A 14,792-nucleotide genomic window follows, 5' to 3' on the forward strand; every position below is an offset into this window, starting at 1 on the left:
TCAACTAATACATTACCTGTTGGTATAGTGCCTGTAACTTTAGCAGAATTCCTATCTATTTCTAAAACATCTCCTGTTTTATTTACAAATATATTTTGACTTGGCATTCCTAATTCTTCTGCTAATTCTGCATGTATTTTAAGCATTCTATATTCACCATGAGCTGGCATAAAGAACTTAGGTCTTACTAATCTATGCATAAGTTTTAATTCTTCTTGCTTTGCATGTCCTGATACGTGTATATCAGATTCATCATACACTACTTCAGCACCTTTTTCAAATAAACTATTTATAACTTTTGATATTAGTTTCTCATTCCCTGGTATTGGATGAGCTGATATTATTATTAAATCGCCTCTTTTAATTTCTACCTTCTTATGTTCAGCACTTGCCATCCTAGCTAAAGCTGACATTGGTTCACCTTGCGAACCTGTAGTTATTAGTACTACTTCATTATCTTCATATTTAGATATATCATTTAAATCTATTAGCATATTATCAGGTATATTTAAATATCCTAATTCAGTAGCTACAGCAACTACATTTACCATCGATCTTCCAGATACAGCAACTTTTCTGTTAAATTTCTCCGCTGTGTTTATTATTTGTTGTAATCTGTGTATATTAGATGCAAATGTTGCAACTATTATTCTACTATTTGATGCTTTTCTAAATAAATCATCTAATCCAGCTCCTACTGTCTTTTCTGACATTGTAGAACCTGGTTGTTCAGCATTAGTACTCTCTGCTAATAATAAAAGAACTCCCTTTTTACTTAATTCACATATTCTGTGTATGTCCATAACTTCACCGTCAATAGGCGTTAAATCTATCTTAAAGTCTCCTGTATGATATATTATTCCTTGGTCTGTATGAACAGCTATAGAACAAGCATCTGGTATACTATGATTATTTTTTATAAATTCAACTTCCATATGTGAAAGTTTTATAATATCTCTTGGAGATACTACATTTAGTTTAGCATTATTTATTTTATGTTCTTTTAATTTAACTTGTATAAGACCTATACTAAGTTTAGCTCCATATATAGGAATATTTATCTTTTTTAATATATATGGAAGCGCTCCTATGTGGTCTTCATGACCATGTGTAATGAATATACCTTTTATTTTATCTTTATTTTTTATTAGGTAGCTTATATCAGGGATGACTACATCTACACCTAGCATTTCATCATCTGGGAAACTCATCCCTGCATCTATTACAATTATTTCGTCTTTATACTCAATAACAGTCATGTTTTTACCTATCTCGTTAAGCCCACCTAATGCCATGACTTTTATTTTATTCGTATTCTTTCTAAACAATCGCATCATCTCCTTCTGTCTATTTAGTTTTCAAACACGTTCTACAGTTTTTAAATAATATCAAATCACGCACTCTTTACCAGTTATTATAATTGTACCATAATTTCATATATAATTTAAGTAATATTTAAAATACATTTAATGTATTATTTTGACAAATTAAATTTATTTTGATATTCTCAAACTATATTATAATTTTAGGAGGATATATGCGCGGTAAAACCCATTGTACAATAGGTATTTTGAGTACTATCCAAGCTTGTATTTTATTTAAGATTCCTATTTCAATATTTAATCTTGTATTGGCTGCTATATTTTCAATACTTCCTGACTTAGATGAATCTAACTCTACAATTTCTAATGTATTTTTAAAACAAGATGCTTCAAAACTAATATTAAAAATAGTTATATATATAATTAATTTTGCTATATTTTTTATATCTCTTAAGATAAATAATAATAATTTTTTCTTAAGCTCTATTGTAACATTTATAGCAATAATGGTATTAGAATCTAAGATTAATCACATACTACTTAGAAAAATACTTTTATCTTTGACTCTTATACTTTTATCTCTATGCTTATTTTTTATAAAGGTTAAAATATATTTTGTTATTTTCTTCTTAATGTTAGCTTCATTTCCGTGGCTTAAGCATAGAAGCTTTTCACATAGTATATTTGCAATTATTGTAATATATTTTTTACTTAAGCAAATAGAGATAATATATAATATATCTAATTTATCATTTTTTGGAACTATAGGATATGCAAGTCATTTATTTTTAGGTGATTTATTTACAAAATCCGGTATTCCTTTGTTTTATCCTATTAGTAATAAGAAATATTCTTTAGGCTATTTTAGAGTTGGAAGTTTTTTTAATAATGCTTTAGAAATTTTAATAGTAGTTATATTAGTAGGATCTATTATTTTTTCTACAATAAAAATATAAGTCTCAAATGAGACTTATATTTTTATTATTATTTTTTACAATCTTCACATAATCCATAGAATTTTACATCATGATCTACTATATCAAATTTATATCTTTCTTGGATTTTACTTTCTATGCTCTCTAATAAATCTTCTTGAACTTCTATTATTTTTGAGCAATTTTTACATATTAAATGATGATGATTATGACATTCATTTTTATTTAAACTAATTTCATATCTTATACATCCGTCATCTAAATTAAGTTTTGATATTACTCCGATTTCATCTAATAATTGCATAGTTCTGTAAACTGTAGCTAGTCCTATTTCAGGACAATCAACTCTAACTAAATCATATATCTGTTCACTACTTAAATGCTCACTGTTATGTTTTAATAAAATGTCTATTACAGCTCTTCTTTGAGGAGTTATTTTAAATCCCGTTTCTCTTAATTTTTCTTTTAATATATCCATAGTATTCATACTAATCACCCTTATTTTCAACTGATAATCTTTATTAAATATTGTAATTGATAATGAACTTATTGTCAATTACAATATTTTGATTATACCCACTAATTGCCATATATAAACTGATGTAATAACTCTATATTTTTATTTTTATCCCACTTAACTACATAAGTTCCTTTTTCACCAATTCTACCTTCTTCTCTATACTCTGATATAGGAAATTCTAATTGACTTATATCATAACTTGCTAGCTCATGAGCTATAAATGCTAAATCTATTATCTTATTAAATGCTATATTAACTTTTATATGTCTTAATATACTTTTTGCAATTTGCAGATATTTGCTTATAGAAACATCAGATAATTTGTGCGCTATATTAGTTAGTATTAACCTTTGTCTTTCGTCTCTTTTATATATTGTATCTAATTTTCTTATTCTAGCATAAGCAAGAGCTTGGTATCCATTTAAATTATGATTTCCACTACTTGTTATATACTCTATATTTTTAGTATCCTCATGATTTACCCCATAGCACTCTTTTATTACTTCATTTAAGTGATGTATTTCTTTTTCATTTACATTAATATCAACTCCACCTATTATATCTACTATATCAATAAATGATTTAAAGTTTACTACTGCATAGTCTTTTATATCTAAATCAAAGTTCTCATTTATAGTTTGCATCAATAGTTCCTCTTGTCCATATGCATAGGCATGAGTTAATTTTTCTTCTCCTCTTCCTGGAATTTTAACTAAAGTATCTCTTGCTAAAGATGTAAGTTTTAAAGATTTATTTAACTTATCTATAGTTAATATTATCATCGTATCAGATCTTTTAGGAAATTTATCATTAGTTCCATCTAACCCTATTAAAAGAATATTTTCTATCATTTTATATTCTTTAATATCTCTTTCACTAAAGCTATATACATTAAAAGTAGATACAAAACTAATTAATAGCAATAATAATAAAATTAATCCCTTTTTTTTCACTTTTTTAACTCCTTCCTAATCAATTTTTAAATATTTTTCCCTGATTATAATAAATTTACACACAAAAAAAGACTTCCCAAAATTTAATTTGAAAAGTCTTTTTTACTAATTATTCTTCATCAAAGTTTAATCCTTCTTCTTCCATTAATGTATTGTATACATCTACAACTATTTCATATTCTTTATCATCTTCTAGTGGAACTAATATCTCACCTTGTTCATCTTGGTCTATTCTAAATACTAATGCTTCTTCAGCTTCTTCTTCCTCAACTGGCATTAATATAGCATATTCTTTACCTTCAGCTTCTAGTGTTAATATTATTTCAAATTGACTTTCTACACCATTTTCATCTATTAAGTTTATTATGTTTTCTTGCATGCCTTTTCACCTCTGTTTTATTTATTAATTATATTATATATCATAAAACTATAATTTTATATATTTTTTAAAAATTTCTTTGTCTATCTAAGTAACCTTGTAATATTATTACTGCTGCAACCATATCTATTACACCTTTTCTATTTTCTCTCCTTACATTACCTTGTATAAGGGTTCTTTCAGCAGCCACTGTAGATAATCTTTCATCCCAATATTCTATCTTTATACCTGTTTCTTCCTCTAATAGTTCACAAAATTTTATAACCTTTTCACCTTGAGGTCCTAATGTTCCATTCATATTTTTAGGAAGTCCTGAAACTATTTTATTAACTTGTCTTTCTTTTATTATTTCTTTCAATGCTTCGATATCTTTTTTCTTTCCTACTCTTTTTATAGTCTTAACGCCTTGAGCTGTAAGTCCCATTAAATCACTTACAGCAACTCCAATAGTTTTATCTCCTACATCAAGTCCCATTATTCTTCCGTCTAACATACTATTTCTCCTTATTCAATTTTATAAATTTAATATAAAACTATTTTCTTATTTAATTTGTCCATAAAGTATTTATTAATACATTTGTTATCTATATCATTATATACTATAAATAAAAAATTCGCTTCGCTTGAGCGACGTGTCGGCGAAGTATTTCATGTCGCCAACGACTTTGTCCGTTGCTCAAAATATTTTTACGCTAAAAAATAATATATTTATATAAATATGTTTACTAAGTTATCCAAGATTATCAATATAATATAATCTTCTTAAGCGTAAAAATTAGTCAGGATATTTAACCTGACTAATTTCCTTAATCATTCTCTTTATTTTCAGGTACTAACATATTAATACTTATTATTATAACAGGTATTAATATATAAATAGATGCTGTAGATGCTGCAACTATTCCTGAATCATTTACTAAAAGGGTTACTATACATCCCACCATAGAAGCTATAAATCCTTTAAATATCATAGGATATCTTTTAGCTATCATTCTAAATTGTCTAGGTGGCTTAATTATAAATATTCCTATTATAAATATACCTGCTAGTAATATATTTACCCATACACTAGTTTGAGCTAACTTAACATTCATACCTATTTTTCTAGCAAAAGTTTGTATTATAGCGCTTGGTCCATTTAAGAATATTTGTTGTACAAATAAACCTAAATGAGATTCGCTTCCTGATACTATATCGAAAAATGCAAATGCTCCAACCACTGCAACTACTGAAATTCCTATTAATATTACTTTCTTTAAATCTAATTTAACATCAAATATAAGCATTATAAATAATAAATATGCAGCAGTTTGAGATATAGCTCCACCAACATTAGCACCCATAGTAGGATATGCACTAGTTATTAATATTACTATTGAAGCTATTATTATCGACCATTTTGGAAGCTTTTTATTATAATTTAATAGTATTGCAAATGCAAATATAGGACTTGCTATAGATACACCCTCATACTCATTACCTACACCATAATATCGAGCTCCAATAATTGCATCATAACTCATTATATTATTTTTCATAAGGTACGTTCCAAATATACAATCTATTACAATTACTAAAATAGTTATTAATGCAAAGAATCCCATCTGTTTTAAATCATCTTTAAATAAAACTCTACCTAATAAGTATAAAGCAAGTGTTGTTATAATTATACCAATAGTCATAGATACAGGTGTTTTAAAGTTAAATATAGGAGCTAATAAAAATACTAATGGCATTATTATTCCTAACTTTATAAACTCTTTTATTACATTAAATACTTTATCTTTGTTAGGTATACGATTTCTAAATAATATAGCTACCATACCTATAACCCAAGATACAGATACAACTCCTACAAAAGTATTTACAACTGTTGATCTTATATTAGATATAGTTGCCATTTTTTCAAGTTCATATGATAAGAAATCTACATTATCATCTTTTTGTATTAAACTATAAGCTCTACCTACCATAGACTTATTTTCTAATCCAAATTCATTAAGTATATCTACTCCTACATCTATATTGGCTACAATACCATCTCTTCTTGTTGTAGATGAAGATAATAAACCTTTTTCATTACCTTTAAACTTTATAATTGGAGATAATCTTTCTTTATTTTTATAAGCTAATTTACTTGGGAAAGAGCTAGCTATATAAACAACATCATTATCTCCTAGCATATTAAATACTGATTCTAAATATTTACTTATGTTATTATGTATAGTTTTTTTCATTTTAGAATAAGTATGCTCATTTAAAAAACCTTTATATTGATCTAATCTATATGTATCTCCTAAATCTACAAATAAAGCATCATTATTTTCATATAATGATTTAGTTTCTTTAGTTAATTTATCATAATCAGCTCTTATTCCAAATGGCATGGTATCGTCTTCGATATTAATATCTTCGATATTTCCATCCGCTACTCTACCATAGTTATCCATAGCTATTAAGCATATATTTCTATTTTCTTTTAATTCGCCATTTTCTACTGTATCGCTATTTCCTAAAACAGCAACCTTAAAATTATTATCTGATAAAGTTTGTCCAAGTGAACCTAATGTCGATCCATATTGACCATTTGCTTCATTTTCATTTAATGATTGATTTATTGATAAATCATTTATTTTTTTAGGAGTTTTTCCTGTTGATGACTTATAAATAGTTGCATTTTCCTTAGTTGCTTCTTTAAAGTTTATATATGAGTCAGATGCTAAGTTTGCTCTTCCTCCAGCACCCATACTTGCAAGGGATCTTTTATCATCAGTGCCTTTGTCACCTCTTATATTCATTAGACCCATATATCCTCGTTTTTCTAGTTCAGCCTTTAAACTAGGTATGTCTTGCATTGATTTTATAGTAGTTCTATTCATATTTATAAATATAACTTTGCCACTTTCAGCAGCAAAGCTATATTTAGGAATAGAAACTATAAGTACCATCACTGCAAACAGTACTGATACAAGTTTCTTTTTCATAAGTTTTAACCTACTTTCTATTTAAGTAATATTGTATTACTTCTTCAAGTATCTCATCTCTTTCAAATTTTTTGATTATAGATCTTGCATTTTTATATCCAGTTATATAACTAGAATCTCCTGAAAGAAGGTATCCTATAATTTGATTTATAGGATTGTATCCTTTTTCTAATAGTGCTTCATTTACAAAATCTAGAGCTTGTGAAACACTCATTTTATCGTCTGATATCCCTTCAAACTTCATAGTATAATCTAAATCTTTATTCATTTTTAAAGCCCCCTTAAAATAGGATTACTTAACTTGTGATTTTAAAACTTCACTTGCATGATTTAAGGCTTCATCAACTTTAGAAACATCTGGTGCACCAGCTTGAGCCATATTAGGTCTTCCTCCACCTTTTCCACCAGCAATTTGTGCAATAGATTTAACTATATTTCCACAGTGAACACCTTTATCCACTGCATCTTTAGTTGCTGTAGCTAGTACTACAACTCCACTTACTAATTTATCTCTTAAATTATCTGCAACTTCTTTTAAAGTATTCATATCCATACCTTCAAATTTAGTAGTTACTAAATTAACTCCATTTACATCTAATTTAGAGTCAAGTACTGAGTCTACCGCTTGTAAGCTCATCTTAGTTTTCATATCATGTAATTCTTTTGATAATGATTTATTTTCTTCTATTAAAGAAGTTACTTTTTGAGATAAACTATCTTCTTTAGTTTTTAAGTTTGAGCATACATTAGATATTATTTCTTCTTTTTCTTTTAAGTAGTTGTAAACTGCTCTACCTGTTATAGCTTCTATTCTTCTAACACCTGCAGCTACTCCACCTTCAGATAATATTTTAAACATACCTATTTGAGAAGTATTAGTTAAGTGAGTACCACCACAAAGTTCTATTGAATAATCTCCCATAGAAACAACTCTTACTTCATCACCATATTTTTCACCAAATAAAGCCATAGCTCCTTTATTTTTTGCATCATTTATACTCATATTTTCACAAGTTATATTTAAAGATTCAAGTATTACATCATTTACTTTTTCTTCTATAACTTTTAATTCTTCCTTAGTTATAGCTTCAAAATGAGTTACGTCAAATCTTAATCTTTCTGAAGTAACAAGCGATCCTGCTTGGTTAACGTGTTCTCCTAAAACTTCTTTTAATGCTTTATGAAGTAAGTGAGTAGCACTGTGATTTCTAGCAGATGCCATTCTTATTTCTTTATCTACTATTGTAGATAATTTTTCTCCAGTATTTATCATACCGCTTTTTACTATACCTATATGCTTTATAGTGTTGTTAGCACCTTTTTTAGTATCTATTACTTCAACTACTATGTCTTCATTTTTATTTACTAAAAGTCCAGCATCCCCAGCTTGTCCCCCACCTTCTGGGTAGAATGTAGTTTTATCAAGTACAACAATAACTTTGTCTCCTGCTACAGCTGAATCTACTAATTCATTATCTTTAACTATAGCTTTTATTATTCCTGAATTTTCTAATTCAAAATATCCTTCAAAAGTACTAGCTACTGAAGAATCTAATTTTGATAATGGATCTTCCTTCCAACTTTCTCCATCCATATTTCCTCTAGCACTTCTAGCTCTTTCTCTTTGCTTGTTCATTTCCCCATTGAATGCTTCTTCATCTATAGATAAATGTTCTTCTTCTAATATTTCTTGAGTTAAATCTATTGGGAATCCATAAGTGTCATATAATTTAAATGCATTTTCTCCACTTAAAGTAGTTTCTCCATTTTTCTTTAAATCTGCTATATAAGAAGCTAGTATTTCCATACCTTGTTCTATAGTTTCATTGAATTTTTCTTCTTCAATTCTTATAACTTTTTTGATGTAGCTTTCTTTTTCTACTAATTCTGGGTAAGCTTCTCCACTTACTTTTATAACTTCATCCACTAATTTATATAAGAAGTTTTCTTTTATTCCTAATAACTTACCATGACGTGCTGCTCTTCTTAACAATCTTCTAAGAACATATCCTCTACCTTCATTAGATGGTAATACACCATCTGCAACTAAGAAACTTACCGCTCTTATATGGTCAGTTATTATTCTTATTGATACGTCAGTTTTTCCACCTTTTCCGTATTCAACATTAGCCATTTTTTCTACTGTATTTAATATATGCTTTATAGTATCTACATCAAATATAGTATCTACACCTTGCATTATACAAGCCATTCTTTCTAGACCCATTCCAGTATCTATATTTTTATGTTCTAATTGTCCATAGTTACCTTCTTCATCTCTATTGAATTGAGTGAAAACATGGTTCCAGAATTCTAAATATCTATCACAATCACATCCTGGTTTACAATCCAGATTATCACATCCATATTCTTCACCTCTATCGAAGTATAATTCTGAACATGGTCCACAAGGTCCTATACCTATTTCCCAGAAGTTATCATCTTTACCAAGCCTAACTATTCTTTCTTTAGGTATTTTTATTTGATTTTCCCATATACCAAAAGCTTCATCATCTTCTTCATATACAGTGACCCATACTTTCTCTTCAGGTATATTTAAATGTTGTGTAACAAACTCCCATCCCCAAGATATAGATTGCTCTTTAAAGTAATCTCCAAATGAAAAGTTCCCTAACATTTCAAAGAAAGTACCATGTCTAGCAGTCTTTCCTACATTTTCTATATCTCCTGTTCTTATACACTTTTGGCAAGTAGTCATTCTAACACTTGGTGGAACTTCTACACCAGCAAAATAATTTTTAAGCGGAGCCATACCTGAGTTTATAAGTAATAAACTTTTATCATTTTGTGGCACTAAAGAAGCACTTTCCTTTAAGTAGTGATCTTTAGATTCAAAGAACTTTAAAAATTTACTTCTAATTTCATTTAATCCCATTTGTTGCATCTTAAATTTCCTCCTATTTTATATATCTTTTATTTTTAAATTCTAAATTTGATTTTACTTTAACTATTTAGCAAACAAAACTACTTATATCACCAAATATCTAAGGCATATTATTCAAATTTAACGCTTGGAACTTATAAATAAATCCCTTATAATTAAAAAACCCCGCGCCTATAAAAACTTATAGGGGCGAGGATTACATTCGCGGTACCACCCTAATTATCATAATAAATCATGACATCTTCGGAAAACCTTAGTTATAACGGAACTACCGTCAATCCATACTATTATTTCAGGACTGATACTCAAAGACTGCTTCAACAATTCTATCCTAAGGGCTTCCACCAATTCCCTCTCTCTATAAGGCATCAAATAATTTACTATTTCTTATCTCTGTATCTAATAAATTTAATTTTATAGTTAGAATTCATATGTTAAACTTTATTCTAACTACTTATATATGTTATATTACTAAATTTTGTGTAATTAATCAATACTATAAATTATATTGATTTTAGTTTTATTAGCAGATTATTCCTCCACCAACTACAACATCACCATTGTACATTACAACAGATTGACCTTTAGTTATAGCCCTTTGAGGTTCATCAAATACTATTTTTATTTTATTATTATCTATTTTGTATACTGTAGCTGGAGATGGCTTAGCAGAATATCTTATCTTAGCTTCTACTCTAACTGGTTCTGTTATTTCATCAAATGCTATAAGATTAACATCTTTTGCTATGACAACTTTATTAAATAAATCTTCATTATCACCTAACACTACAGTGTTTTTCTTAGCATTTATATCAATAACAAACATAGGCTTTCCAAAAGCTATGCCTAATCCTTTTCTTTGACCAATAGTATAGTTTACTATACCTTTATGCTTTCCTAAAACATTACCTTTAGTATCTACAAAATAACCTTCTTCAATTCTTTTTTTAGAATGTTTTTTTACATATCCAGCATAGTCATTATCTTTTACAAAGCATATTTCTTGGCTATCTGGCTTATTATGAACATCTATTCCTATTTCTTTTGCAATTTCTCTAACTCTTTCCTTTTCATAATCACCTATAGGAAGTAATGTGTGTTCTAACTGTTCTTGAGTTAAATTATATAGTGCATAAGTTTGATCTTTTTTATCTGTAACAGACTTTTTAAGTAGATATCTTCCTGTTTTTTCATCTTTTTCTATTTTAGCATAATGCCCTGTAGCTACATAATCACATCCTATTTGACGTGCTTTATTAAAGAAATCATCAAATTTTATATGCTTATTGCAAGCTATACAAGGATTTGGAGTTCTACCATTTAAATATTCATCTATAAAAGGCTCTATTACCTTTTGTTTAAATACATCACTAAAATTTAATACATAAAAAGGTATACCTATTCTATCTGCAACTCTTCTAGCATCTTCAACTGCTGCTAATGAACAACATCCACCTTCATTTTCTATAAGTTCATCATCATCATCTTGCCATAGCTTCATAGTAACTCCTATAACATCATATCCTTGTTCTTTTAAAAGATATGCTGCAACAGAACTATCAACTCCACCACTCATACCGATCATTACTCTTTTTTTCATTTTGTCACCTTCTTTTACGAATTTGCTTATATCTTTTTATTATATATATTTTATCTTACTTTTTAAAGACTAAACTTATTTATATCTAATATCTATCTACTAATTTAAATTTTATCACATCTTTTAAATTACAATATCCCTTTTAAGTAATTACCTAAAAGGGATATTTATATACTAATTATTGAATTTTATATTTAAAATTACATTTCCTCTTCTTCTATATCATGATGATGGTCATGATCATCATCTATAACAACACCATCTAACTCTGGTATGTGTATATTATGCTTTTTAGAATAATCTATTAAAGCAGCTTTTATTGCTTGTTCTGCTAAAACTGAACAGTGCATTTTTACTGGTGGTAAACCATCTAAAGCTTCTGCAACTGCTTTATTAGTTACAGCTAATGCTTCATGTATAGTTTTTCCTTTTACCATTTCAGTAGCCATTGATGAACTTGCTATAGCAGATCCACATCCAAAAGTTTTAAATTTAACATCATTTATAACTTGAGTTTCTGGGTCTATATCAAGATATATTCTCATTATATCTCCACACTTAGCATTTCCAACTTCACCTATACCACTTGCATTTTCTATTTCTCCAACATTTTTGGATTCATGAAATGTTCCATTACTTTATCACTGTATTGCATATTCTTATCCTCCTTAAGTCTTAATTATATTATTAGCTCCGTGCTATTATTTTTGTTTTGTTACAGCATCATATAAAGGAGACATCATTCTTAATCTCTCTATAACTGCTGGTAATTTTTCTATTATATAATCTATATCTTCTTCTGTTGTAAAATCACCTATTGAAAGTCTTAATGATCCATGTGCTATCTCATGTGGTAATCCTATAGCCATTAAAACATGTGATGGATCAAGTGATCCTGATGTACAAGCTGATCCACTTGATGCAGCTATACCTAACATGTCTAACATTAATAATATTCCTTCTCCTTCTATAAATTCAAACGAGAAGTTAACATTACCTGGTAATCTATTTTCTAAACTACCATTTACTCTTGTGTAAGGTATTTTTTCAAGTATTCCATCTATTAATTTTGTTCTTAAAGATGTAAGTCTTTCTATATGCTCGTCCATATTAGTTTTAGCAAGTTCTGCTGCTTTTCCATATCCAACTATAGATGGCATATTCTCAGTACCAGCTCTTCTTCTTCTTTCTTGTGCACCACCATGAACGAAAGAGTGAAGTTTTGTACCAGTTTTTATATATAAAGCGCCTATTCCTTTAGGACCATATATCTTATGTGAAGACATACTCATTAAATCTACATTTAATTCTTTAACATCTATTGGTACATTACCAGCTGCTTGAACAGCATCTGTATGGAATAATACATTGTGCTTTTTAGCTATTTCACCAATTTCTTTTATTGGTTGTATTGTTCCTATTTCATTATTTGCAAACATTATACTTATTAATATAGTAGTATCTTTTATTGCTTTTTCAAGTTCATCTAATTTAACTCTACCTTCAGCATCAACATCTAAATAAGTTACTTCAAATCCATGATGCTTTTCTAAATATTCACATATGTGAAGTATTCCATGGTGTTCTATTTTAGATGTTATTATATGATTTCCTTTACTTCTATGAGCAAAAGCAACACCTTCTATCGCCCAGTTGTCACTTTCCGTTCCACCAGCTGTAAAGTATATTTCATTAGGCTTTGCATTTATAAGATTAGCAACTTGCCCTCTAGCTTTATCTAAAGCAGTTTTTGCTTCTCTTCCGAATGTATGAAAACTAGATGCGTTTCCAAAGTTTTCTGTAAAATATGGCATCATTTCATCTAGAACTTCTTTTTTTACAGGAGTTGTCGCAGAATAATCCATATATAATCTTCTTTTTTCCATTTTCTTCGTCTCCCTATCTATTTTATAATTAAGTTTGTTATATCATTATCTAATATGTTTTTATTATGATCATCTATCATATCTTGAAGAGTTATAGAATTTATTACATCTTCTATACCCTTTTTCATTTTTTCCCATACAATTTTCGTTACACATTTACCAGAATTTTCACATATATCTTCATCCATTACACAATCTGATAGTGAAACAGGCCCCTCTAGTACCACTAGTATATCACCTACAGTTATATCTTTAGGTTCTTTTGATAATAAATATCCGCCTTGAGCTCCTCTAACACTTTGAACTAATCCAGATTTTTTTAGAGATGAAAATATTTGCTCTAAATATTGTTCTGATATATTTTGCTTACTAGCTATATTTTTTAAGGGAATAGGACCATTGCTCTGATTTAATGATAATTGAAACATTGCTTTAAGTCCATATCTACCCTTAGTGGATAATTTCATATTTATCACCCTTTACAACGAATTGTAATCCATACTATTTTACTAGGTATTACCTTCAATATAATTTTATTATACCCTAGTAATTTTGTCAAGATTAAATTCATACCACTTTACTAGGAATTAAATATATTATATATATACCACTATAGATTCTTTTTAATCTTAATTTTTATATTTTCTATTATTTTATACTAAACCTATTTTTAAACATGTATAAGTATTCCCTTTCTCCAAGCAATAAATACAATAATTTTCTATTTTTATAAATTTAATAATATTTATCCTAACAAATGTTATTAGTGATGTGTTTCATTACTAAATAAATTTATCAATAAAATTTAATTGTTCAATAAAAAATTCGCTTCGCTTGAGCGACGTGTCGGCGAAACACTTCATTTCGCCAATGATATATCCTTGTTACCGCTACGGATACATCCGCTGCTTGAGCCACTGCGTGGGCGAAGCATTTCAAAATGTAATTTATTACGTTTATAAAGTTATTGATATCGCTTATATTCATAGGTTATCCAGAAATATATTTATGATATAATTTTCTTATACGCAAAAAAATAAGTAGTAGTATCTTCAAAACATACTACTACTTATTTTGTCTGTTGTATTAGTTATTTTACTAAACATATTGAATTTACATATAAAGTTTTTTTAATTCCAAAATGTATATTTTTAGACTTTAGTATTTTTAATAATAATATTTAACTAATACAATGAGTTATTTTTATAAATTTATTAATATGTAAATTTCTCTATTATAATATTTTAGTCCTTTACAGAGCCGACGCACCTATTATTCCTGCATCATTTTTAAATTTAGCTATAACAA

At 28.0% G+C, this 14,792-nt stretch carries 13 protein-coding genes, 1 pseudogene and 1 other annotated feature; of the genes and pseudogenes, 1 reads left to right on the top strand and 13 read right to left on the bottom strand.

The window, feature by feature from the left end:
* The coding region (locus tag Q5F54_RS04535; RefSeq protein ID WP_302334028.1) for a ribonuclease J at window positions 1-1,334 on the bottom strand (1,334 nt) is incomplete at its 3' end.
* A 203-nt stretch (window positions 1,335-1,537) separates the two neighbouring features.
* Between Q5F54_RS04535 and Q5F54_RS04540 the strand changes: the two genes are divergently transcribed.
* A complete protein-coding gene (locus Q5F54_RS04540; protein WP_071119752.1) occupies window positions 1,538-2,278 on the top strand; it encodes a metal-dependent hydrolase in 741 nt (246 codons plus the stop codon).
* Between the two features lie 28 nt (window positions 2,279-2,306).
* Here Q5F54_RS04540 and Q5F54_RS04545 read toward each other — a convergent pair whose 3' ends face one another.
* The 12 genes and pseudogenes from Q5F54_RS04545 to Q5F54_RS04600 form a co-directional block, all read right to left on the bottom strand.
* Window positions 2,307-2,744 (bottom strand): Fur family transcriptional regulator, encoded by a 438-nt coding sequence (locus Q5F54_RS04545; RefSeq protein ID WP_071119751.1) that lies wholly within the window; start codon window positions 2,742-2,744, stop codon window positions 2,307-2,309.
* A 92-nt stretch (window positions 2,745-2,836) separates the two neighbouring features.
* Complete coding sequence (locus Q5F54_RS04550) at window positions 2,837-3,730, bottom strand: LCP family protein (protein WP_281538603.1); 894 nt, start codon at window positions 3,728-3,730, stop codon at window positions 2,837-2,839.
* 109 nt (window positions 3,731-3,839) lie between these two features.
* The gene (locus tag Q5F54_RS04555; protein ID WP_071119749.1) at window positions 3,840-4,109 is read right to left on the bottom strand and encodes a DUF1292 domain-containing protein; all 270 of its coding nucleotides are present in this window, start codon (window positions 4,107-4,109) and stop codon (window positions 3,840-3,842) included.
* A gap of 67 nt (window positions 4,110-4,176) precedes the next feature.
* Complete coding sequence (gene ruvX, locus Q5F54_RS04560; protein WP_071119748.1) at window positions 4,177-4,602, bottom strand: Holliday junction resolvase RuvX; 426 nt, start codon at window positions 4,600-4,602, stop codon at window positions 4,177-4,179.
* Window positions 4,603-4,915: 313 nt separating this feature from the next.
* Window positions 4,916-7,093, bottom strand: coding sequence for a hypothetical protein (locus Q5F54_RS04565; RefSeq protein WP_302334029.1), 2,178 nt, complete (start codon window positions 7,091-7,093; stop codon window positions 4,916-4,918).
* Window positions 7,094-7,103: 10 nt separating this feature from the next.
* A complete protein-coding gene (locus Q5F54_RS04570) occupies window positions 7,104-7,361 on the bottom strand; it encodes an IreB family regulatory phosphoprotein (protein ID WP_071119746.1) in 258 nt (85 codons plus the stop codon).
* A gap of 24 nt (window positions 7,362-7,385) precedes the next feature.
* On the bottom strand, window positions 7,386-9,998 hold the full coding sequence (alaS, locus tag Q5F54_RS04575; RefSeq protein WP_302334030.1) for an alanine--tRNA ligase: 2,613 nt from the start codon (window positions 9,996-9,998) through the stop codon (window positions 7,386-7,388).
* Between the two features lie 182 nt (window positions 9,999-10,180).
* Window positions 10,181-10,401 (bottom strand) — a binding site (T-box leader).
* A 120-nt stretch (window positions 10,402-10,521) separates the two neighbouring features.
* Window positions 10,522-11,598 carry a tRNA 2-thiouridine(34) synthase MnmA gene (gene mnmA, locus Q5F54_RS04580; protein ID WP_071119744.1) on the bottom strand — a complete coding sequence of 359 codons (1,077 nt, stop codon included), beginning with the start codon at window positions 11,596-11,598 and terminating at the stop codon, window positions 10,522-10,524.
* A 200-nt stretch (window positions 11,599-11,798) separates the two neighbouring features.
* Window positions 11,799-12,253 (bottom strand): annotated as a pseudogene (nifU, locus tag Q5F54_RS04585) (Fe-S cluster assembly scaffold protein NifU).
* 46 nt (window positions 12,254-12,299) lie between these two features.
* Window positions 12,300-13,484, bottom strand: coding sequence for a cysteine desulfurase NifS (gene nifS / locus Q5F54_RS04590; RefSeq protein WP_277230343.1), 1,185 nt, complete (start codon window positions 13,482-13,484; stop codon window positions 12,300-12,302).
* 17 nt (window positions 13,485-13,501) lie between these two features.
* On the bottom strand, window positions 13,502-13,951 hold the full coding sequence (locus tag Q5F54_RS04595) for an Rrf2 family transcriptional regulator (protein ID WP_071119741.1): 450 nt from the start codon (window positions 13,949-13,951) through the stop codon (window positions 13,502-13,504).
* A gap of 346 nt (window positions 13,952-14,297) precedes the next feature.
* Entirely contained in the window at window positions 14,298-14,471 is a 174-nt protein-coding gene (locus Q5F54_RS04600) for a hypothetical protein (protein WP_302334031.1), read from the bottom strand.
* Window positions 14,472-14,792 lie beyond the last annotated feature (321 nt).

Origin of the sequence: uncultured Romboutsia sp., assembly GCF_958366745.1 — a bacterium.
Classification (GTDB): domain Bacteria; phylum Bacillota; class Clostridia; order Peptostreptococcales; family Peptostreptococcaceae; genus Romboutsia; species Romboutsia timonensis.

Bases quoted from the DNA above. Each gene is read 5' to 3' on its own strand.
- alaS (WP_302334030.1), bottom strand. From the start codon at position 9,998: ATGCAACAAATGGGATTAAATGAAATTAGAAGTAAATTTTTAAAGTTC.
- Q5F54_RS04555 (WP_071119749.1), bottom strand. From the start codon at position 4,109: ATGCAAGAAAACATAATAAACTTAATAGATGAAAATGGTGTAGAAAGT.
- Q5F54_RS04595 (WP_071119741.1), bottom strand. From the start codon at position 13,951: ATGAAATTATCCACTAAGGGTAGATATGGACTTAAAGCAATGTTTCAA.
- mnmA (WP_071119744.1), bottom strand. From the start codon at position 11,598: ATGAAAAAAAGAGTAATGATCGGTATGAGTGGTGGAGTTGATAGTTCT.
- Q5F54_RS04600 (WP_302334031.1), bottom strand. From the start codon at position 14,471: ATGAATATAAGCGATATCAATAACTTTATAAACGTAATAAATTACATT.
- Q5F54_RS04540 (WP_071119752.1), top strand. From the start codon at position 1,538: ATGCGCGGTAAAACCCATTGTACAATAGGTATTTTGAGTACTATCCAA.
- Q5F54_RS04570 (WP_071119746.1), bottom strand. From the start codon at position 7,361: ATGAATAAAGATTTAGATTATACTATGAAGTTTGAAGGGATATCAGAC.
- ruvX (WP_071119748.1), bottom strand. From the start codon at position 4,602: ATGTTAGACGGAAGAATAATGGGACTTGATGTAGGAGATAAAACTATT.
- Q5F54_RS04545 (WP_071119751.1), bottom strand. From the start codon at position 2,744: ATGAATACTATGGATATATTAAAAGAAAAATTAAGAGAAACGGGATTT.
- nifS (WP_277230343.1), bottom strand. From the start codon at position 13,484: ATGGAAAAAAGAAGATTATATATGGATTATTCTGCGACAACTCCTGTA.
- Q5F54_RS04565 (WP_302334029.1), bottom strand. From the start codon at position 7,093: ATGAAAAAGAAACTTGTATCAGTACTGTTTGCAGTGATGGTACTTATA.